The 19748-nt window shown below is 42.3% G+C and carries 25 protein-coding genes and 1 other annotated feature; of the genes, 1 reads left to right on the top strand and 24 read right to left on the bottom strand.

Features of this window, described 5'->3' with window-relative positions; translation table 11 throughout:
* Positions 1–7: 7 nt before the first annotated feature.
* The 5 genes from HUS26_RS04615 to HUS26_RS04595 form a co-directional block, all read right to left on the bottom strand.
* Entirely contained in the window at positions 8–316 is a 309-nt protein-coding gene (locus tag HUS26_RS04615) for a lipopolysaccharide assembly LapA domain-containing protein (RefSeq protein WP_173916036.1), read from the bottom strand.
* Between the two features lie 214 nt (positions 317–530).
* Complete coding sequence (gene secDF, locus HUS26_RS04610; protein WP_173916035.1) at positions 531–2804, bottom strand: protein translocase subunit SecDF; 2274 nt, start codon at positions 2802–2804, stop codon at positions 531–533.
* Between the two features lie 118 nt (positions 2805–2922).
* Positions 2923–3222: a post-transcriptional regulator gene (locus tag HUS26_RS04605; RefSeq protein WP_173916034.1), complete on the bottom strand. Its 300-nt coding sequence runs from the start codon at positions 3220–3222 to the stop codon at positions 2923–2925.
* A 164-nt stretch (positions 3223–3386) separates the two neighbouring features.
* Positions 3387–4040, bottom strand: coding sequence for a DUF421 domain-containing protein (locus tag HUS26_RS04600; RefSeq protein ID WP_173916033.1), 654 nt, complete (start codon positions 4038–4040; stop codon positions 3387–3389).
* A 149-nt stretch (positions 4041–4189) separates the two neighbouring features.
* Complete coding sequence (locus HUS26_RS04595; protein WP_173916032.1) at positions 4190–5479, bottom strand: ArsB/NhaD family transporter; 1290 nt, start codon at positions 5477–5479, stop codon at positions 4190–4192.
* 123 nt (positions 5480–5602) lie between these two features.
* Between HUS26_RS04595 and HUS26_RS04590 the strand changes: the two genes are divergently transcribed.
* On the top strand, positions 5603–5986 hold the full coding sequence (locus HUS26_RS04590) for a TIGR04086 family membrane protein (RefSeq protein WP_173916031.1): 384 nt from the start codon (positions 5603–5605) through the stop codon (positions 5984–5986).
* 73 nt (positions 5987–6059) lie between these two features.
* On the opposite strand, the gene yajC is transcribed toward HUS26_RS04590, so the two are convergent.
* The 19 genes from yajC to rplU all read right to left on the bottom strand — a co-directional run bounded on the left by yajC (position 6060) and on the right by rplU (position 19639).
* Complete coding sequence (gene yajC, locus HUS26_RS04585; protein WP_173916030.1) at positions 6060–6323, bottom strand: preprotein translocase subunit YajC; 264 nt, start codon at positions 6321–6323, stop codon at positions 6060–6062.
* A gap of 17 nt (positions 6324–6340) precedes the next feature.
* Positions 6341–7477 (bottom strand): tRNA guanosine(34) transglycosylase Tgt, encoded by a 1137-nt coding sequence (gene tgt / locus HUS26_RS04580; RefSeq protein WP_173916029.1) that lies wholly within the window; start codon positions 7475–7477, stop codon positions 6341–6343.
* A gap of 24 nt (positions 7478–7501) precedes the next feature.
* Positions 7502–8527 carry a tRNA preQ1(34) S-adenosylmethionine ribosyltransferase-isomerase QueA gene (gene queA / locus HUS26_RS04575; RefSeq protein WP_173916028.1) on the bottom strand — a complete coding sequence of 342 codons (1026 nt, stop codon included), beginning with the start codon at positions 8525–8527 and terminating at the stop codon, positions 7502–7504.
* A gap of 23 nt (positions 8528–8550) precedes the next feature.
* Entirely contained in the window at positions 8551–8742 is a 192-nt protein-coding gene (locus HUS26_RS04570; RefSeq protein ID WP_173918742.1) for a DUF2905 domain-containing protein, read from the bottom strand.
* Between the two features lie 5 nt (positions 8743–8747).
* Positions 8748–9749 carry a Holliday junction branch migration DNA helicase RuvB gene (ruvB, locus tag HUS26_RS04565; RefSeq protein WP_173916027.1) on the bottom strand — a complete coding sequence of 334 codons (1002 nt, stop codon included), beginning with the start codon at positions 9747–9749 and terminating at the stop codon, positions 8748–8750.
* 20 nt (positions 9750–9769) lie between these two features.
* Positions 9770–10381 carry a Holliday junction branch migration protein RuvA gene (gene ruvA, locus HUS26_RS04560; RefSeq protein ID WP_173916026.1) on the bottom strand — a complete coding sequence of 204 codons (612 nt, stop codon included), beginning with the start codon at positions 10379–10381 and terminating at the stop codon, positions 9770–9772.
* A gap of 114 nt (positions 10382–10495) precedes the next feature.
* The gene (locus HUS26_RS04555) at positions 10496–10822 is read right to left on the bottom strand and encodes a BofC N-terminal domain-containing protein (RefSeq protein WP_173916025.1); all 327 of its coding nucleotides are present in this window, start codon (positions 10820–10822) and stop codon (positions 10496–10498) included.
* Positions 10823–10892: 70 nt separating this feature from the next.
* Positions 10893–11645, bottom strand: a complete 753-nt coding sequence (locus HUS26_RS04550; RefSeq protein ID WP_173916024.1) for a YebC/PmpR family DNA-binding transcriptional regulator — start codon at positions 11643–11645, stop codon at positions 10893–10895.
* Positions 11646–11726: 81 nt separating this feature from the next.
* A complete protein-coding gene (locus HUS26_RS04545; RefSeq protein ID WP_173916023.1) occupies positions 11727–12284 on the bottom strand; it encodes a YhcN/YlaJ family sporulation lipoprotein in 558 nt (185 codons plus the stop codon).
* 70 nt (positions 12285–12354) lie between these two features.
* Positions 12355–13092 carry an NAD(+) synthase gene (gene nadE / locus HUS26_RS04540; protein WP_173916022.1) on the bottom strand — a complete coding sequence of 246 codons (738 nt, stop codon included), beginning with the start codon at positions 13090–13092 and terminating at the stop codon, positions 12355–12357.
* Between the two features lie 34 nt (positions 13093–13126).
* Positions 13127–14089 (bottom strand): aminoglycoside phosphotransferase family protein, encoded by a 963-nt coding sequence (locus HUS26_RS04535; RefSeq protein ID WP_173916021.1) that lies wholly within the window; start codon positions 14087–14089, stop codon positions 13127–13129.
* Positions 14079–15221 (bottom strand): SafA/ExsA family spore coat assembly protein, encoded by a 1143-nt coding sequence (safA, locus tag HUS26_RS20200; protein ID WP_173916020.1) that lies wholly within the window; start codon positions 15219–15221, stop codon positions 14079–14081. Before safA ends, HUS26_RS04535 begins: the two co-directional genes overlap by 11 nt.
* 174 nt (positions 15222–15395) lie before the next feature.
* On the bottom strand, positions 15396–16268 hold the full coding sequence (gene pheA, locus HUS26_RS04525; protein ID WP_173916019.1) for a prephenate dehydratase: 873 nt from the start codon (positions 16266–16268) through the stop codon (positions 15396–15398).
* A gap of 19 nt (positions 16269–16287) precedes the next feature.
* Entirely contained in the window at positions 16288–16737 is a 450-nt protein-coding gene (locus HUS26_RS04520) for an ACT domain-containing protein (RefSeq protein ID WP_173916018.1), read from the bottom strand.
* 15 nt (positions 16738–16752) lie between these two features.
* Complete coding sequence (obgE, locus tag HUS26_RS04515) at positions 16753–18036, bottom strand: GTPase ObgE (protein ID WP_173916017.1); 1284 nt, start codon at positions 18034–18036, stop codon at positions 16753–16755.
* Between the two features lie 12 nt (positions 18037–18048).
* Positions 18049–18561, bottom strand: coding sequence for a Spo0B domain-containing protein (locus HUS26_RS04510; protein WP_173916016.1), 513 nt, complete (start codon positions 18559–18561; stop codon positions 18049–18051).
* A gap of 129 nt (positions 18562–18690) precedes the next feature.
* The gene (rpmA, locus tag HUS26_RS04505) at positions 18691–18981 is read right to left on the bottom strand and encodes a 50S ribosomal protein L27 (RefSeq protein WP_082233709.1); all 291 of its coding nucleotides are present in this window, start codon (positions 18979–18981) and stop codon (positions 18691–18693) included.
* A 13-nt stretch (positions 18982–18994) separates the two neighbouring features.
* Positions 18995–19324, bottom strand: coding sequence for a ribosomal-processing cysteine protease Prp (locus HUS26_RS04500; protein WP_173916015.1), 330 nt, complete (start codon positions 19322–19324; stop codon positions 18995–18997).
* Between the two features lie 6 nt (positions 19325–19330).
* Positions 19331–19639 carry a 50S ribosomal protein L21 gene (rplU, locus tag HUS26_RS04495; RefSeq protein WP_173916014.1) on the bottom strand — a complete coding sequence of 103 codons (309 nt, stop codon included), beginning with the start codon at positions 19637–19639 and terminating at the stop codon, positions 19331–19333.
* 13 nt (positions 19640–19652) lie between these two features.
* Positions 19653–19725, bottom strand: a sequence feature (ribosomal protein L21 leader region).
* Positions 19726–19748 lie beyond the last annotated feature (23 nt).

The raw sequence follows: 19748 nt of genomic DNA, 5'->3' as shown, positions 1-19748 counted from the left end.
CAAGTTATTAAATATCCGGCTCACGTTTTGTTTCTTGTGATTCTTCTTCTGTCTTTTCGACTTGAGCAGGAGTTAATTCTTTAAGTTTATGGCGCAGCGACCTGTTCTCCCGCTTAAGCTGATAATATCTAACAGCCCCTACAGATGCAGTAGTAATACCTCCCATAAGAACGGAGACAATAATTATTAAAATAAGAGGAGCTTCTCCTGTCCCAAATAAATAATTCACTTCCACTGCCCCTACATTTATAACAGCAAACACGGCAATTAATAAAGCAAAGATAAGTGCAAGAATAATGTAAGACTGCCCTTTCATAGTGAACCTCCTTATTTCATATTCTGTTATTTATACCCTTTTTACAATTCAAGTAATCAAAAAAGCTATCTGATGATGACTCCGCCGAGCTTGAAGAGAAACTTTAAGAGTAATAGCTTGTATGCAGCCTAGGAGCGTATACCCGCCGTCCTCGTTTAGTTCTTACAAAAAAACACAACTAAAAAAGGCTGTCCATTTTAGGACAGCCTTTCTTTTAGACTTGCGGGCCTGATGGTTTCTTTTTCTTCACATACTCGATCGGCTTTTCTTTGATCTTCTTTCCTCGCCATACTAACCAAAGCTGGGAAGCAATGAACAGGGAAGAATACGTACCGGCTATTAACCCTACAACAAGCGCCAGGGAGAAGTAAGTGATCGAAGCAGCCCCAAATATCGCAAGCATAACCGCAGCAAATATTACGGTAATGACCGTATTAAGACTCCGCGTCATCGTTTGCAGCAAGCTGTCATTAACGATAACAGCCAGTTCTTTAAAGGACTTGACTTTCTTACGCATTTTCAGATTTTCCCTGATCCTGTCAAAGGTTACGATGGTGTCATTCACCGAGTAACCGACAATCGTCAATATCGCGGCAATAATGGTAACATCAAACTCCAGCCTGGTCAGACTGAAGAAAGCAATCATGAAGAACGCATCGTGCAGCAGTGCTAGGATAGCAACTACAGCAAAGTATATCTCAAAGCGGATGGTTACATAGATGATAATTCCTATTGAAGCATAGAGAACCGCGAAAGCTGCATTTTTAGCCAGTTCCTGCCCAACAACAGGGGAAACAGTACTTACATTCGGGTTGCTGCCATACTGTTCAGAAACAAAATCCTGCATTTGGGCAACCTGTGTTTGCGATAGCTCTGTGTCTAAACGAACTACAGCAATATCATTATTATCACCTTGTAATACGACTTGCTTCGGTTCAAGGTTTAAATTCTCTTCAAAAGTTTGTTCGAGCTCATCAGTATCGATTGGGCTGTCTGACAATATTTCAACCCTGGAACCGCTTGTGAAATCAATACCTAAATTAAGGCCAAATACACCTAGTGCAGTGGTACCTAAAGCAATTAATAGAAGTGATAATACAAAGAAACGCTTGCGATACTGTACGAAATCAAACTTCTTTTTCATAAAGGTGGCTTCGACTTCTTCTCCATCGGCCAGTGAATGAATCTCATTTTTCTTCACACCAAACCAGCCAGGACGTTTGTTTAGGAAACGGCTCTTCACCCACAATCCCATTAATAAACGGGTTCCATAAACTGCTGTAATAAAACTTACTAAAATACTGACGATCAGCATTGTGGCAAAGCCTTTTACTGAACTTGTCCCAAAGATGAATAAGACTCCAGCGGCAATCAATGTTGTAATGTTGGCATCAAGGATGGTAGCCAGTGACCTGCGGTTCCCGGCCTTAAAGGCAGAGGTGATAGATTTACCAGCTTTTAATTCCTCTTTAATTCTCTCATACGTAATGATATTCGCATCAACGGCCATACCGACACCTAATATTAAGGCGGCTATACCAGGAAGTGTCAGTACACCATTTAACAGTTCAAATACTAATAGAATGAGATAGATGTACGCTGACAAAGTAACCACTGAGATAAGCCCAGGGAAACGATAGAAAATGATCATGAATATAAAGATCAGCGCGACCCCGAGAGCACCAGCAAAAATCGTCTTATCCATTGCCTGTTCACCAAACTGAGCCCCTACTGACGTTGAGTAAGTTTCAGTTAACTCAACAGGCAATGAGCCGGCGTTTAAAACATCAGCTAACTGCTGGGCTGACTCCTGTGTGAAGTCCCCTTCAATCTGAACCGTATTGCTTCGGATCCCTTGATCTACTGCCGGTGCAGAAATGTAGGCAGGATCTTCAGACAAATATTCTTCTTCAAAAGAAACACCTTCATCATAATCGAGCCAGATAACCATCAAATTTGGAGGATAAGGAGCCCCGCTGATCGGTTCCTTATTCGCGACTTCACTCGTTATGTCATAGAATTCAGAAGCGCTTTTCATTTCAAGCGTAACTATTGGTGAATTCGTTTGATCATATGACTGCTGAGCGCTTCCTTCTACAATGTCTGAACCATCCATCAGTTCGTTGCCTTCTACGTCTCTAAAGGATAATTCAGCTGTTGTTGACAAAAGTTCCCTCGCTTGCTGCTGGTTTTCTACTCCTGCAAGCTGAACACGAATTCGGTCTCCGCTTTCTATGGATATATTGGTTTCACTGATTCCAAGAACGTCAACCCGTTCATTTAATGACTGAACGGTAGACTGCAATACCTGCTCGTTAACCTCCTGGTCTTCATCAATGGTATTTACATCGTAAAGGATTTCAAATCCACCCTGCAGATCCAGTCCTAAATTAATATCTTTAGTAATACTCGTTGTTGTAGTTCCTATCGTAGCTGCCAATAGAATAACTATTAGAAAAAAGGCTACAATCCGCCCTCTTTTAACCATAACTCTTCCCCTTTCAAATCGAACACCTCGTCCATATGTACACTGGATACACCGAGTCCTGATTATTTCATTACTTTTCCAATTTTACTACTATCTCTTATATAATCAATGCTAAGTTTTACTCCTTTTCTGCGGAGTGAGTATTTACTGCGTTTATAGAAGCCATTAGATCATCATTTTGATAAGCTTCAACCGTAATATAGCTCACATACTGATTGCTGCTTAAATGAAAAATATCCTGCACAACTTCATACAGACGTTTAGCGGGGTCATTTTTCCATACTTTCTTCATCATGCATTTCCAAATATCTTCACTTGCCGTATTGCTGTAACCCAATTGCCTGAATTCTTCAGCTTTGCTGTCCAAAACCGGCTGTACAGTACCTTTCCATAGGCTGACAGGCATTCTTTCCTCCATGTCTAGCCCTCCTTTTTATATAGTATCTATAAAAGCAGTTATTTTTAGCACATATAACTCATTGTATATGAATTTCCTGCCTTTGAGAAGGAACATTCCAAAACCTGTCCCTTTCCTCAAAAACAAGCCAGCATGACGAAAACCGTCTGCTGGCTTGTTCTTTCTTATTGGTCTGCCTCATCATTGCGATCCATCGAAATTTCCCCATCTGTATTTATGGTGCATAAGGAAACATCGGAAAAGGAATGGAACCCCCGTTTTTTCACTTCGTTCATCAGCCAATCTTTATTTTTTTGTATCGACTTAAGCCCAGTGTACTGTACATCTCCATCGGCAATGAGGACTACGGCATAGTGAGAATGATTGTTTTCATCTTTTTCAAATACCGAAAGCTTTCCCGAGGGCTCCAGAATGGCATAATCTATATCGTCAATATGCTGAAAGCCTTTCTCCCTTAATTGAAGGAGCAAGTCAGAAAAATTATACCTCTGCCTTTTCATTTCCCTCTCATCGATTTTTCCATTTCTGATTAATATAGAAGGTTTCCCGTCAAACCATTCCCTGAACCTCCTGCTTTTTAAAGAAAAATAAGCGCTTCCCCACTGCACCATTAATAGAACAGCCATCGGTACAATTGCTTCCCAAATGGGAGATTCAGGCTGTTCAATTAAGAATACGGCAATCTCTGCTAACATTACAAAAACGACGAGATCCATTACGCTTAATTCACCAATTTCCCTCTTCCCCATAATGCGAAAAATCAGCAGAATCAGCAAGTAGGTTATCACGGTCCGAAGTATTAACTCACCAATAATCATCGGTCATCCTGCCCTTCTTAAGCTCTATTTCTTAAGATGACCTATAATGATTTTTTTATGACATGACTCTGTTAACTTTTAATATAAGGAAACTTACTCGGTTTTAAGCAGAAGTGCAGCAAATACCTTTTCACATCGCTTAACAGACCTTATGTCATAAAAGGGAGTAAATACCTGATCATAATGTAGAAAGTACTGATAATTAAAGATAAGAAGAGAATCGGCACTCCGTAAAGAGCAAATTTAAAGAAAGGAATAGGCTCCCTGTAACTGGCAGCAAGTCCTGCTACCACGACATTGGCTGAGGCACCGATTAAAGTACCGTTCCCTCCTAAACAAGCTCCAAGAGCAAGTGACCACCAGATGGGATCGACATTCATCATGCCATACCCTTGAAGTTCCTGTACGACAGGAATCATCGCAGCTACAAATGGAATATTATCTACCACCCCTGATAATATTCCAGATGTCCAGAGCATGAGCATGGACGTAAACGGGAGGTCTCCATCAGAAATCCAGACAATCCCTCTTGCCAGCTCATCAATTAACCCTACCGTTTCCAATCCGCCGACAAGCATAAATAACCCGATAAAGAAAAATAAAGTCACCCATTCAACTTCGTGAAATACCTGCTCTACATCTATTTCATTATCCGTTAGAAACATTAACAGCAGGGCTCCCGTTACAGCAATCGTAGTCAGGTCCATATGAATAAAAGGGTGCAGCATAAATCCGGAAATGGTCAGAAGAAGTACACCAACAGACCTGTAAAGAAGGGGACTCCTTACTAAATGTTCACTGGCATCCATCTCCATAAATGTTTGGGCTCTTCTCTCATCGTACGTTAGCTGCTTTTTGAAGATAGACATGAGGATCCATAAAGTGAAAATTAAAACAATCAGAGTCACAGGCCCTAGATGATTAATGAAAGAAAGAAAGGTAAAGTGATTCACGGCCTGGCCAATCATAATATTGGGAGGGTCTCCAATAAGCGTAGAGGCTCCTCCGATATTGGATGCGAAAATAGTAGTGAGTAAATAAGGAAATGCCGGGAGCTGAAGCTGCTTAACAAGAGAAAGCAGAACGGGTACGAATAAGAGGACAGTCGTTACGTTATCTAAAAAAGCCGAACCAATTGCTGTGAATAATCCTGAAACAACTAATAAAGGAATCGGTCTGCCCTTTACTAACTGAGCAAGCTTGATAGCGGCAAAGGTAAAGATACCCGTTTTTTTGGTTATTGAGACTAAGACCATCATCGAAAACAACAGAGATATTGTCTTCCAGTCGATAAAGCCAAACGCATCATCCCACTCGTACACATTGCAAATGAGTAACAAAACGCCGCCCGTAAGAGCCACAAGCGCCCGGTTCCATTTTTCCATCATAAGCAGCAAGTAACTAACGATGAAAATTAATATGGTTAGCAGTGTGGTCATATACCTACCCCTTTTTTTAGTCAATTTATTGGCCATAAACTAAAAAACGCTCTTAAATCTGCTTCTAACTCATTTATATGCTTGCATATAGTAATTAAGACAAGCAATTAAGGGGGTAGGAATATGAAGAGATGGCTGCAAGGTGTTCTCGGTTATGGGATAGGCTCGATCCTTATTTTAATGATATTATTTTCCACAGTACTTTCCGGGCTGCTCAGATTTACGACAATGGATACAGACACCTTAAATCAATTGGCCTTATTAGCAGGGTTAAGCACTTTGCTGTTCGGAGGATTAATGGCGGCTTATAAAGGAGAAAAGAAAGGCTGGCTTACCGGATTGACAACAGGGCTTACTTTTGTAGTGTTAATCATGCTATTTCAAGTCATTTTTGAAAACCGCTGGGTTTCTGTTCCGCAATTAAGTTATTTTGGCGGTCTCCTTTTGGCGGCTTCGCTTGGCGGTATGATTGGAATCAACCTGCCGAGAAGAAGTGTAAAGCATTAAAAAAATCCCGAATTAATCGGGATTTTTTTCTTGTTTTTATAAAGAAGGTCCTGTATGTAACAGTACTTTCTTATTAGTCTTGATTTAGTTTTTCACGAACAGAAGAACGATCGAACTTCAGCTGAGTTCCATCTTGCACACTGATCACTAACGTACCTTCATCAATCGCATGAATGGTACCGTGCATTCCTCCAATCGTCACGATTCTATCTCCTTTTTGCAAGTCCGACTGCATTCGCTGTACAGCTTTCTGCTTTTTCTGTTGTGGACGGATTAACAAGAAATAGAAAATAACAAACATTAGAATAATAGGCAGTAATCCTACTAATGTTTCCATTCATATTTCCCCCTTTCTTAAAAGTTCTTCGCATTTGGTTTATTGAAACCATACTTCTCAAAGAATTCTTCTCTAAAGTCACCGAGTCGATCTTCTCTAATGGCTTCACGCACTTGCCTCATTAATTTTAACAGAAAATACAGGTTATGATAAGTAGTAAGTCTCAACCCAAATGTTTCATTTGCCTTCACAAGGTGGCGGATATAGGCACGGCTGTAATTACGGCAAGTATGGCAGTCACATTCTTCATCAATTGGGCGGAAATCCTTCGTGAACTTAGCATTTCGGACGACAAGCCGGCCCTGAGAGGTCATGCATGTCCCATTTCTCGCAATCCTTGTTGGAAGCACACAATCAAACATATCGACACCGCGAATCGATCCGTCGATTAAGGAATCGGGTGATCCTACTCCCATTAAATATCTAGGTTTATGATCAGGCAGAAGAGGTGCTGTAAAGTCCAGTACGCGGTTCATGACATCTTTAGGTTCACCTACCGAAAGACCTCCAATTGCATATCCCGGAAAATCAAGAGAAGTTAAATCGGCTGCGCTTTGACGGCGCAAATCTTCATATTCTCCGCCTTGCACGATTCCAAACAGTCCTTGATCCTCAGGGCGTTTGTGACCTTCTAAGCATCTTTCGGCCCAGCGGCTTGTCCTTTCTACGGACTTCTTCATATAATCGTACTCAGCAGGATAAGGAGGGCATTCATCAAATGCCATCATAATATCTGCTCCTAAAGAGTTTTGGATCTGCATCGCCTTTTCAGGAGAAAGAAACAACTTCTCTCCGCTGATATGATTTCTAAAATGAACGCCCTCTTCTTCGATCTGCCTCAGGTCGCTTAAACTGAAAACCTGAAACCCTCCAGAATCAGTGAGAATTGAACCGTCCCAATTCATAAATTTATGAAGTCCGCCCGCTTCCTCAACGACATCTTCTCCCGGGCGAAGCCAGAGGTGATACGTATTGGATAAGATAATTTTAGCTCCCATTTCCTCAAGCTCTTCAGGACTCATCGTTTTAACGGTAGCCAGCGTGCCTACAGGCATAAACATCGGCGTTTCGAATGAACCGTGCGGCGTATGCACACGGCCCAGACGAGCTCCTGTCTGCTTACACGTCTTAATTAATTCATAAGTAATAGCCATTTTTACTTCCTTTCTTCAATCAGCCTAGCGAATGAACATTGCATCGCCAAAGCTAAAAAACCGATATTGCTTTTCTACAGCCGTACGATAAGCTTCTAGAATAAAATCCCTTGATGCAAAAGCGCTGACCAGCATAATCAGCGTCGACTGCGGCAGATGAAAATTAGTGATCAGCCCATCGATCGCTTTTAATTCATAAGGAGGATAGATAAAGATGTCTGTCCAGCCGCTAGAGGCCTGAAAACGCCCATAATCTCTCATAATCGTTTCAAGCGTGCGAGTTGTAGTGGTTCCAACAGAGATGACCCGCCCGCCATTTTCACGGATCCTTCTCAGCTGGGCCGCTGTCTCTTCACTGAGCTGGTAAAACTCTGCATGCATTTCATGGTCTTCTACATTCTCAACGCTTACCGGCCGGAAAGTCCCAAGGCCAACATGTAAGGTCAAGTAAGCAATCTCTACGCCGGCATCTTCAATCTCTTTTAATAATTCATTGGTAAAGTGGAGTCCTGCTGTCGGAGCAGCCGCAGAACCTTCTTCTTTCGCGTAAACCGTCTGATAACGCTCTCTGTCTGAAAGCTGTTCCTTAATATAAGGAGGAAGAGGCATTTCACCTAGTGTTTCAAGAACTTCAAGAAAAATACCTTCATACGAAAAGCGAACTTTCCGTCCCCCGTGCGCCTGAATCTCTGTACACTCTGCTGTCAGCTGACCGTCCCCGAAAATAATCTTTGTGCCTAGTTTTACTTTCTTCGCAGGTTTCACGAGAACTTCCCATTCGTCGTTCGATCCCTGATGTAAAAGAAGCACTTCCACTTTTCCTCCGGTTTCCGCCTTTGAACCGTAAAGCCTTGCCGGCAATACTCTCGTATCATTTAAAACGAGACAATCTCCTTTTTTAAGATACTCTTTAATATCCTTAAAACTGCGATGATTAATCGTTTCTTTCTTACGATCGAGCACCATTAACTTAGAGGAAGATCGATCTCTTAATGGAACCTGAGCGATCAGCTCTTCCGGTAAATCAAAATCATACTGCTTAATATCCATAAGATACTATACTCCCATTCTAATTACCTGATTCTTCCTATTATATAAAATATTAGTGTTAAAACAATACTTGCAATAATCGAGGTCATAATCGGGAAATAAACAGTCACTGACCCTTTTTTAAAAGTGAAATCTCCAGGCAGGCGACCGAACAAATTCCATATCAGACCTATGACTATAAATACAACCCCTATAACAATAAAGATTTTACCCATGCCCGTCAAGAGCCAGGCACCTCCCGGTTAAAGTGTTCATAAGCTTTCGGGGTAACGACCCGCCCCCTTGGCGTCCGCTGGATGAATCCCCGCTGCAATAAGAAGGGTTCATAAACATCTTCAATTGTCTGCGATTCTTCTCCAACAGTGGCTGCGAGAGTATCAAGTCCCACAGGCCCGCCGCGAAACTGATCGATAATAGCGACGAGCAGTTTGTGGTCAATGTGGTCTAGCCCCTCATCATCAACTTGCAGCATTTTTAACGCCGTTTGCGTTGTTGGAATTGTGATTGTATCCTCACCGCGCACCTGAACGATATCTCTTACCCTCTTTAACAGGCGGTTCGCTATTCTTGGTGTTCCCCTTGAACGCCGGGCTACTTCCACGGCCGCTTCGTGATCAATGCCCACATGAAAAATATCAGCCGTCCGTTCAACAATAGAACGCAGCGCTGCTGTATCATAATAATCCAGGCGGCAATGAACCCCAAAACGGTCGCGTAAAGGCGCGGACAGCAAACCGGCCCTTGTGGTCGCTCCGACTAAAGTAAAGGGAGGAAGGTCGAGCCTTACAGAGCGGGCACTCGGTCCTGACCCAACGACGATATCTAAACAAAAATCCTCCATCGCCGGATATAGGATTTCTTCTACCGAACGGGGCAGGCGGTGAATTTCATCTATAAACAGAACATCCCCCGGTTCTAATGAGGATAAAATCGCCGCTAAATCTCCTGCTCTTTCAATAGCAGGCCCGGAAGTCGTTCTAAACTGCACGCCCATTTCATTCGCAATAATGGAAGCGAGCGTTGTTTTTCCTAAGCCGGGCGGTCCGTAAAGCAGTGAATGATCAAGCGGCTCTTCTCTCATTTTGGCGGCTTGGATGAAGATGCTGAGATTCTCTTTCGCTTTATCCTGTCCAATATATTGATTTAACGTTTCAGGACGAAGACTTAATTCAATCTCTTCTTCTGCGCCCTGCAACTCTCCGGAAATCATTCGTTCTTCCACGTGTGATCTTCTCCTTTCTGCTAGGATTTAAGGAGCAGCTGTAAACCTTGTCTTACATAATCATCTACATTTGCTTCTTTAGCTTTCGCAAGCTCTGGCTGGACTTTATTTAATTCTTTATCTGAATAGCCCAGTGCTTTTAATGCCTCGAGAGCTTCTTTAATGCGTTCGCGTTTTTCACTTGAAGTTAAGTCTTCCTGGTAGAAGATCGTTTGCTCATTCTCTTCATCCGGAAGCCATATCACAAGTTTTCCTTTAAGGTCTAATATCATCTGACGGGCTGTCTTCTTGCCAACCCCTGGAAAGCGGGTAAGATACTTATCATCTTCCTGCTCAATCGCTGATACAAATTCAGGCACACTGACGCTTCCAAGAATCGCTAGTGCACCTTTAGGACCGATGCCTGAAACATTCAGCAGCTTAGCAAAAAGCAGCTTGTCTTCTTTTTTCTTAAACCCGTATAAAGATTGCTGGTCTTCTCTAATATAGTGATAAGTGTGTACTTTAACTTCTTTATGTAATTCGAACTGATAGGGGTTGGGGCAGAGAATTTCATAGCCGATGCCCTGGGTCTCAAGTTCAATCCCATCCTCTTCAACAGCTGAAACTTTCCCTTTGATGTATGCAATCATTTTTCGTATATCCCTCTTATTCTGCGTTATTATAGTAACTTTAATTGTAACACACAAGCACATGTTCGCATAAGTGAAAAAACACCTTAAATTAAATAAGGTGTTTTTCGTTTATTAAGCTATTTCTAACTCTCTTTTAAACGTGATTTGTCCCGTTCTTTGATCTTCGACAACCCATCCGTCATACTGTGCCCAGAAGTCCTCCATCGCCCAGATGGTTTCTACTTTTTCTTTTGTATCCACTAAATTGTCATTTTCATAAGTATTTAAAATGACCTTTAACTCCAGCGGCTCTCTTAAGACAAAAGCCGGAACAGCTTTGTCTTCTTTTGTGACAGCTGAACTGGCCAGGCTGTGGTTTTTCACCTCGCGGACTGGTTCATTGGCGGTAAAGGTGAATGAGCTGATAAATAAGACCGAAATTACTAGCCAACTTTGCATCTTGCATCCCCCTAATATAAAAGCTGTTACTTCTAGTATGTTCAGAAGCAACAGCTTTTATAAGAGAGAATTAGGAGAGCTTTTCTAGTACATCTTCATCTGCATCGAGATTATGATAAACCTCCTGTACATCATCATTGTCTTCCAGCGTATCGATAAGCTTCAGCATTTTTTCAACGCCGGCTTCTGCAAGCGGTGTATAGGTCGCAGGGATCATTGTTACTTCTTCTGTTTGAAATTTATAACCATTTTCTTCGAGTGCTGTCTTAACGTCAACAAAATCTTCGGGTGATGTATAAATTTCAAACTGATCTTCACTCGTTTCGAGTTCTTCACCACCAGCTTCGATAACCTCTAGAAGCAATTCTTCTTCATCTGCATCAGTTTCCTGCCGGTCGATCACCAAATAACCTTTACGATTAAACATGAAAGAAACACAGCCGTTTTCCCCTAAGTTGCCGTCATTTTTATTAAAGGCATGGCGAACTTCAGCCGCCGTCCGGTTCTTATTGTCGGTTAAGACTTTAACCATGACAGCTACACCGCCTGGGCCGTAGCCTTCATACGTGATTTCTTCGTAGTTTACGCCGTCCAAGTCACCGGTCGCCTTTTTAATAGCTCGATCTATATTGTCATTTGGCATATTATCCGCTTTTGCTTTATCTACAGCGAGACGAAGGTTCGAATTCATTTCCGGATCTCCGCCGCCTTCACGGGCTGCCATAAATATGGCACGGGCGTTCTTCATGAATATTTTGCCCTTTTTAGCGTCCTGCGCGCCTTTTCGGCGTTTAATATTATTCCATTTAGAATGGCCTGCCATAGGCAATCTCCTCCCCTGGAGCGAATCATTTTCCTTTACCAATATATCACAAAAGCTATTGTTTGATAACGGGGTTACTTTTTAGTTATTTCCACTGAAAAAGTCAGAAATCCTTTGTTTTATTTTTTCAGGAGCTTCTGTCGCCATTCGCCTGTTATCTTCTTCTTTCTTTTGATTCCAGGCATTGATGTTCGTATATACTACGATAGGCAGATCCGTAACCGTTTCTGCTTTCTTAATAATTTTCTCTTCAATGTCTTTATCCCTTCGGTCTGTCGGATTTACTTTTACAGCTATAAAAGCTTTTTCCCCATTTGTAAAAGTCTGTGTTAAAGTGACTTCCTTCAGTTCATTTACTTTCTCGGTAATTAACATGGCATCCTCATTGTTAAAAGGATTATCATGCGACTTTGTCGTTTCTGAGTACTTATTTTCTTTCATTTCTTCCTGGGCAGAACGTTTAAAATACTGGTCTTCCCCTGTTGGGATTTGAGTACCCTTTTTCTTTCCTTCATCTTCTGAATATTCCATAGGCTGATACAACTCTTCTTGTGCTGTCTCTTCTTTTTCTGGTACGTCTTGATTACAGGCCATTAAAGAAAGGGCCGCTATTGTTAAAAATCCAATAATTTTCCACATAAAAACATTCTCCTTTTCCATTACTATGGAGCAAAGAAGAATGTTTTAGTCTGTTAAAATAAGGAAGCCTTTATTTCAGAGGACCTGGAGCTATTTTTCGTTTATGCTCAGATCTTTTATGCATACGTTCAATAATTTCTTTATCCTTTTGCGGAATGCTTTCTCCTCTTAAGTAGCTGTCGATCATATCATAACTCGTGCCCATTTCATTCTCATCAGTCTGGCCTTCCCATAAGCCCGCGCTCGGCTGCTTGTTGATAACTTCTTCAGGAACACCGAGATATTTAGCCATTTCTCTCACTTCACCTTTTGGAAGATTGACTAAAGGCACTAAATCAACACCGCCATCTCCAAATTTTGTGAAATATCCTGTATACCATTCCGCTGCATTATCTGTACCTACTACAAGGTATTGATGATTCGTTGCGATCGTATAAAGTGTGCTCATTCGCAGACGGGCCCTCAAATTGGCATCTGCAAGCTGTTCCTGTTCTGAATTATAAGTGTCAGCTTGTTTTAACTGCTTGGCAATGGAACCAAACATGACGTTATGTGTTTCTGTCAGGTCCACCGTTAAAGAAGAGATGCCGCAGGAATTGATCACCTTTTCAGCATGCTTCTGATCAGCAGGATTGCTTTTACAAGGCATAATAACGCCTAAAGAATCGTCGGGGCACGCTCTTTTTATAAGATGGGCAACAACGGCTGAATCGATTCCTCCGCTTACACCGACAAGCAGTCCCTTTACATTGGCATCTTCCACTTGTTCACGGAGCCAGCCGACTATTTTTTCAACTTTTTGTTCCACTTGTTTGTTCATCCTTTCACACTTAAGATATTCATTATCTTAGCATGAATTCTGTATAACGGACAAATCGTTTCCGCCTCTCCCAGGCTGTCTCAAGCTTCACCAGGTGAGTGTAAATGTTTTTTTCATCGTAGCGGTCCCTGTTATATACATAAAGCCATTCTCTTAGTAAGTCAGCAGGAATCAACACTCCATGGAGCCATATTTTTTGATAGTTAACATGGCGAAAAGTTAAAAAAAACCGGGACCGATTATCCTCTAAATGAGGCAGAAACCTATGGGCCAGCTGGATATCATCATATAACTCAGGTCCGCGATGCAGAAGGTCAAAATCAATAAGTTTCGCCAGACCGTTTTTATCAATGATAAAGTTGTGATGGGCCACATCCCCGTGCAGCCACTGCCTGCTTTCCCACGCCTTTTCTTCAATTTCCCCCCACGGATATTCCGAGAAGCTTTCAAGATAAGCAGAAGTCAGGGCTGCTAATTCTTCATAAAGCCTCAGCTTTTTTGCCTCTTTAAATATGGGACGTGTTTCCCTGAACTGGGCAAGTCTTCTCTTCCATTTCAAATAGAGCGGATCCCTTGGAATAGACTCTACTTCGATTCCTTTGGACGTGCGGTGGAACTGCCGCAGACATTCGTATGCTTTCACCCGGTCGTTCTGGCTGGTGAAATCCGCATGCTTTCCATTGACCCATTTAAACAGCCCCCATTCGCAGCCATGTTTACTGATTGACCTTTCGCCATTAGGAAAGTGGACGGGAAGGGCTGCCAGACGATACCCTTCTTTCCAACAGCGAAAAAAGTTCAGCTGCTGTTTCAGTACTCTTGACCGGTGGTAGCCTTTTAATAAATAATCCTCATCGCCTGCCCTTACTTTATAAATTTTAGGTTTAATTTCAATATACCTTTTAATACTAAAATCTTTCGAATAGTCCAGCCAATTAAAAAGGCGATCCGTGTAAGAATCGCCTTCTTTCGTTTTATTCTTCATCGTCTTCGTCATCCTGCCAGTCTGGATACTGCGGTGCCTCAAAGGACTGCGGCGGCTGTATGAAGTAGCCTCTCATCTGTCCGTCTCCATTCATCATTGGATGAGGGTACCACCCGGAAATTTGTGGAGCCATCATTTGATTAGGAGGATAATCACCATACTCCATCATCTGATCCCTCTGCATTGGGCCGGGTCCGCAGCCACAATCATTTGAGTTCCCCCCCATGTAATCTTCTGAGACAGAATCGTCTCCTTCAAAAGACATCGGAGCCTGATGATATGGCATAGCCTGAGGCGGATAATTCATGTTTGGCTGTATTCCCATAGGCATATGATATGGCGGACACCAAGACTGATCCCAATAATGGTAAGCCTGAGGAAGAATCGGCGGACAGTAAGGATGGTGGTACATTGGCATATGCATTGGCTGATTCATCATCGGCTGGTTCATTCCCTGCACCGAACTTTCTTCCATCTCCTTAGCCTTCATTTTATACTCCGGCATCTTATGCTGGGGTTTTTGCTGTTCCTGTGCGGGTTTAACCGGCATTTTCTGTTTTGGAGCAGGCATTTGCGGCAGATGGAAGGTGGTGTAAAAATTATTTGTATTTTCATCCATCGGCATTTGTATCGGCATATTCATCTGCATCGGCATCATTGGCTTTTCCATAATTGGCTTAGCTTTAGGCATTTTTTCATCTTCTTTTATCTTAGGCAGCGGTTTTGGCATAGCTTTCGGTGCTTCCTGTTTAGGTACAGGTGCTGCCTTTTTCGGGGCAGTTTTCTTCGGAGCAGGCGCCATCTTCTTAGGTGCAGGTGCTGCTTTTTTAGGTACGGGCGCCGCTTTTTTAGGAGGAGCTTCCTGTTTAGGCATTTCTTCTACAGGCGCTTCTTTTTTCGGCATTTCTTTCTTCGGCATCTCCTTAATTGGCATCTCTTTCTTCGGCATCTCTTTTGGAGCTTCTTTTTTCACTTGTTTTTTCCCCTGGGGTACTTTAATTTTCATTCCAGGCATAATCATATCAGGATTCGATAACTGAGAGTTCACTGCTTTTAATTCTTCGAAATCCACCCCATACTTTTTCGAAATCTTCCAAAGTGTATCACCTTTTTGTACAATGTGAATTCTCACAGTTGCAACTCCTTTCCTGTGAAGTAGAAAAAATTATAAGAGCATAGTCGTTTCCTAACACTCTATGCTCTGGTGAGACAAAGAATGATGAAAATGCCCAATGTTTTATAGAAAGCCGCAGGAAAAGGTTATTAATAAAGCAAAAACTATAAAAAAAGCTGAGTCAAAATAGACTCAGCTTTGGTGACAAATAGGGGTTGGTACATTCATTTGATAACTTGGATAAGTGCCTAAAAGCTTCATTGTACATCCTAAAGCTTCTAATTCAGCTTTAACACCAGGGAATAAAACGTCATCATAAGTCTGATCAACATCAATCAGGAAGAAATAGTTTCCCAAGCCCGTTTTCATAGGCCGTGATTCTATTTTAGATAAGTTCATTTTTCTCCAGGCAAATGCGGCCAGCACCTGATGCAGGGCTCCTACATAATCTTTTGGCAGGGTCACCATCACTGTCGTTTTTTGAGTAGGTGCCGGCAAATCCTTAATGCTAAGCTTTTTAGGTATTTTTTGTACGACGGCGAAGCGTGTATGATTATTATCATAATCATGGATATTAGCCGATAAGATCTTCAGCCCATTTTGCTCTGCTGCCAAATGATTTCCAATTGCGGCCACATGTGGTCCTTTTTCAACGACTACCTCTGCGGCTCTTCCTGTAGATGCTGTATATTCCAGCTCCGCTTTAGGATAATTTTTGTACAAATATTGATGGCATTGAGCAATCGCATGGCTGTGTGAATAAATATGGGTTAACTCTTCTCCCTTATATTCAGGGTGTACGAGCAAATGCTGACGAATGGGAACGGTTAATTCAGCGATTATGGACTGATCGACTTGATGAGTCAGATAATCAATCGTTAAATGAACAGACCCCTCAATCGCATTTTCAAGTGGAACAACACCCGTATCAATATCTCCTCGCTCTACTGCATCGAGGCAGGCAGGGATGCTTTCATAGCTGATAAAAGATCCGTCATCAAAAAAAGCGTCCACTGCCATTTTAGTAAATGTACCTTTAGGTCCTAGAAATCCTATACGCTGCATTATTAAAAACTCCTTGTCTTTAAGCCCCTGAACTAAGAATCTCTACTCGATCGACAAAGTCCAGTTTATGAAGCCTTTGAAGTAATTGTTCTATTGAATATACCATACCTGTCGTGTTTAATGACAGGGTGACATTTGCTTTTCCTTGTAAAGGGATGGTTTGGTGTATCGTTAAAATATTACAACCAGATTCAGCGACAGCAGTAAGCAGGTTAGATAATGTACCTGTCCTGTCTTCCAAGTGGAAAAACAGTGTGATCATTTGTTCTTTCACCATGGCCTGAAAAGGAAAGACAGCATCCCTGTATTTATAGAAGGCGCTTCGCGAAAGTCCGACCTCTTGCACAGCTTCAAAAATAGACTCTGCTTTTCCCCGTTCAATCAACGCCTTTGCATCTATCGTTTTCTTCATTGCTTCTGGCAGAATGTCACTACGGACTAAATAAAACTTCTCATTATAATCCGCCATATCTATGCCACCTCATTAATCAACAAATTCAAATTCGTAATCAAGCAGTCTTACTGTATCTCCGTCTTTAGCCCCTCTTCGGCGAAGCTCTTCATCTACTCCCATGCTTCTCATCTGGCGGGCAAAACGGTTAATCGACTGATCACGCGTAAAATCAGTTTTTCTAAATACTGATTCGATCTTCTCCCCATACAGCACATAAGCGCCGTCGTCGGCTCGTGTAACTTTAAAGGGAGCTTCTTCTTTTTCATACTTATAAACGACACGTTCATCGACTTCTTCAATTTCTTCATTCTGATGTTTCGGTATTTCATCGAGTTTATCAGCTACAGCATACAACAGCTCATCCAGACCTGTTCTCGTTACAGTAGAAATAGGGAAGATCTCGACTTCATCCCCTACTTTTTCTTTAAAACTTTTTAAATTCTCTTCGGCTTCCGGGATATCCATTTTATTAGCTATGATAATTTGCGGACGCTGGCTTAACCGTTCATCATAAGACGATAATTCATTGTTTATCGTGACATAATCATCGTATGGATCCCGTCCTTCTAATCCAGACATGTCAATCACGTGAAGAAGCAGGCGCGTCCTTTCTACGTGGCGCAAAAATTGATGGCCTAAGCCTACTCCTTCATGCGCTCCTTCGATAAGCCCAGGCAAGTCAGCCATTACAAAGCTTCGGTGGTCCTGGCTTTCCACTACGCCGAGATTAGGACTCAGTGTCGTAAAGTGATAATCTGCAATTTTTGGTGTTGCGGCTGTAACGGTAGATAAAAAGGTGGATTTACCAACACTCGGGAATCCGACAAGCCCGACATCGGCCAGCAGCTTCAATTCTACCTGAACGTCTAAAGCCTCACCCGGCTCTCCATTTTCAGCAATTTCAGGCGCCCGGTTTCTGGCCGTTGAAAAACGTGCATTGCCACGTCCGCCTCGTCCGCCTTTAGCGATGACAGCACGCTGCTTATTTTCTGTTAAATCAGCAATCACCCGTCCTGTTTCCGCATCTTTTACAGTCGTTCCAGGCGGGACACTGACCACGAGTGGATCCGCATTTTTTCCGTGCTGCTTCTGGTTCATTCCATTTTCGCCGCGTGTTGCTTTGAAATGGTGCTGGTAGCGGAAATCCATGAGGGTATTAAGTCCTTCATCGACTTCAAAAATAACGTCTCCCCCATTCCCGCCATCTCCGCCAGCAGGTCCCCCCATTGGAACATACTTCTCGCGACGGAAGGCGACAAGTCCATTCCCGCCATCTCCGCCTTTTACAAAAACCTTAACCTGATCTACAAACATTCCATTCACCTCTTATTCAATCATCATCTCAATTGATAGTTCATACCCTGGTTCGTGCGCGGTAAGGAAGCTTTCCTTTTTTAGTTCGGCTATAACATTGTCACTAAAAGCTCCGCTCCAATTCCAACTTAATTTCACCTGTTCAGAAGCATTTCCCTGATGAATCTCAAGGGTTCCTTCATAGAGTTCTTCAGAGTGACTATGTTCATCCAAGATGGCGAGCATTCTCTGGGCACAAGCCAGTAATTTACGGTCATGACGGGATAAATCAACCTCTGTATTCACCCAATACGTGATACGGAAACGTTCATACTCCCAATTAAAAGTAAGTAACCATAAACTAAACTCGTAAGCAGAGGTGTTGAGTAATTTCCGTTCTTCCTCTGCCTCTGTGATCACCTGGTTCACCTGATGCTGTAATCGATCCATTTTCCCCATCGCTACGTAGCCTTGGATCAACTGCATTTGATTCATCCAGTCATGACGCTTATGCCTTAGTAAATGAACGACCTCTTGGTTTTCCATCTTCCCCACACCCTTTACGAAACCATAATAAGAAAAGTATAGCAAAATTCTTCACAAACTAAAAATAAAGAAAGCCGCGCTTATGCCAGGGCACAGCGCGGCTTTACAATGTATTTCATGATTAGTAGTTTACGCTTCTTGAGCTACAGGGTACACGCTCACTTTTTTACGGTTACGTCCGTAGCGCTCAAATTTTACAACACCATCTACTTTAGCAAATAGTGTGTCATCTCCGCCACGGCCTACGTTTTCACCAGGGTAAACCTTAGTACCGCGTTGACGGTAAAGGATAGATCCGCCAGTTACTGCTTGACCGTCGGCACGCTTAGCTCCAAGACGTTTGGACTCAGAGTCACGGCCGTTTTTTGTACTACTTACACCTTTTTTAGAGGCAAAAAATTGCAAATCTAGACGTAGCATGTGTTCCACCTCCTTACATGTCAGTAATTTTTATATAATCTTGATACTCATTTTCGATCGTTTGAAGAGAGACTTGCATACCCTCTAATAAAAGCCGGGCTTTCAATAAAATCTCTTCACTCAACTTATCTGGCAGGACGACCTTTAAGTAGCCGCCTTCCCCGCCCTGGGTAATATCCGGCTCAATATCACAAATGCTGATAATCGCATTAACTGCACCAAATGATACAGCCGATACGGCAGCACATACTAGATCATGTCCGTATGGACCGCTTTCAGCATGTCCAGATATTTCAAAGCCTTTCAACTCACCTTCTGAACGAAACAAGGATACGTTTATCATCCGACACTATGCCTTGATGCTCTCAACAACAAGTTTCGTGTACGGCTGACGGTGACCTTGCTTACGTTTGTAATTCTTTTTAGGCTTGTATTTGAAAACAGTCAGCTTCTTCTGGCGACCTTGTTTTTCAACTTTAGCCGTCACAGTAGCTCCGTCAACAAATGGAGCGCCAACTTTAGTGTCATCTCCGCCTACGAAAAGAACTTTATCAAAAGTAATCGTTTCGCCAGCTTCTACGTTAACTTTCTCTACGTAGATCTCTTGACCTTCTTGAACTTTGAATTGCTTACCACCAGTTTCAATAATTGCGTACATACTTGCACCTCCTCAATAAACTCAGACTCGCCATTCAGGTACCGATAACGGTTTTAAAAACCTGTTCTGTGCGGTTGTAGCATGAAGTGCTACTAGAATAACAAAACAA

It is taken from the genome of Halobacillus sp. Marseille-Q1614 (assembly GCF_902809865.1).
GTDB lineage: Bacteria > Bacillota > Bacilli > Bacillales > Halobacillaceae > Halobacillus_A.
This window is presented reverse-complemented; position numbering and strand designations above follow the sequence as displayed.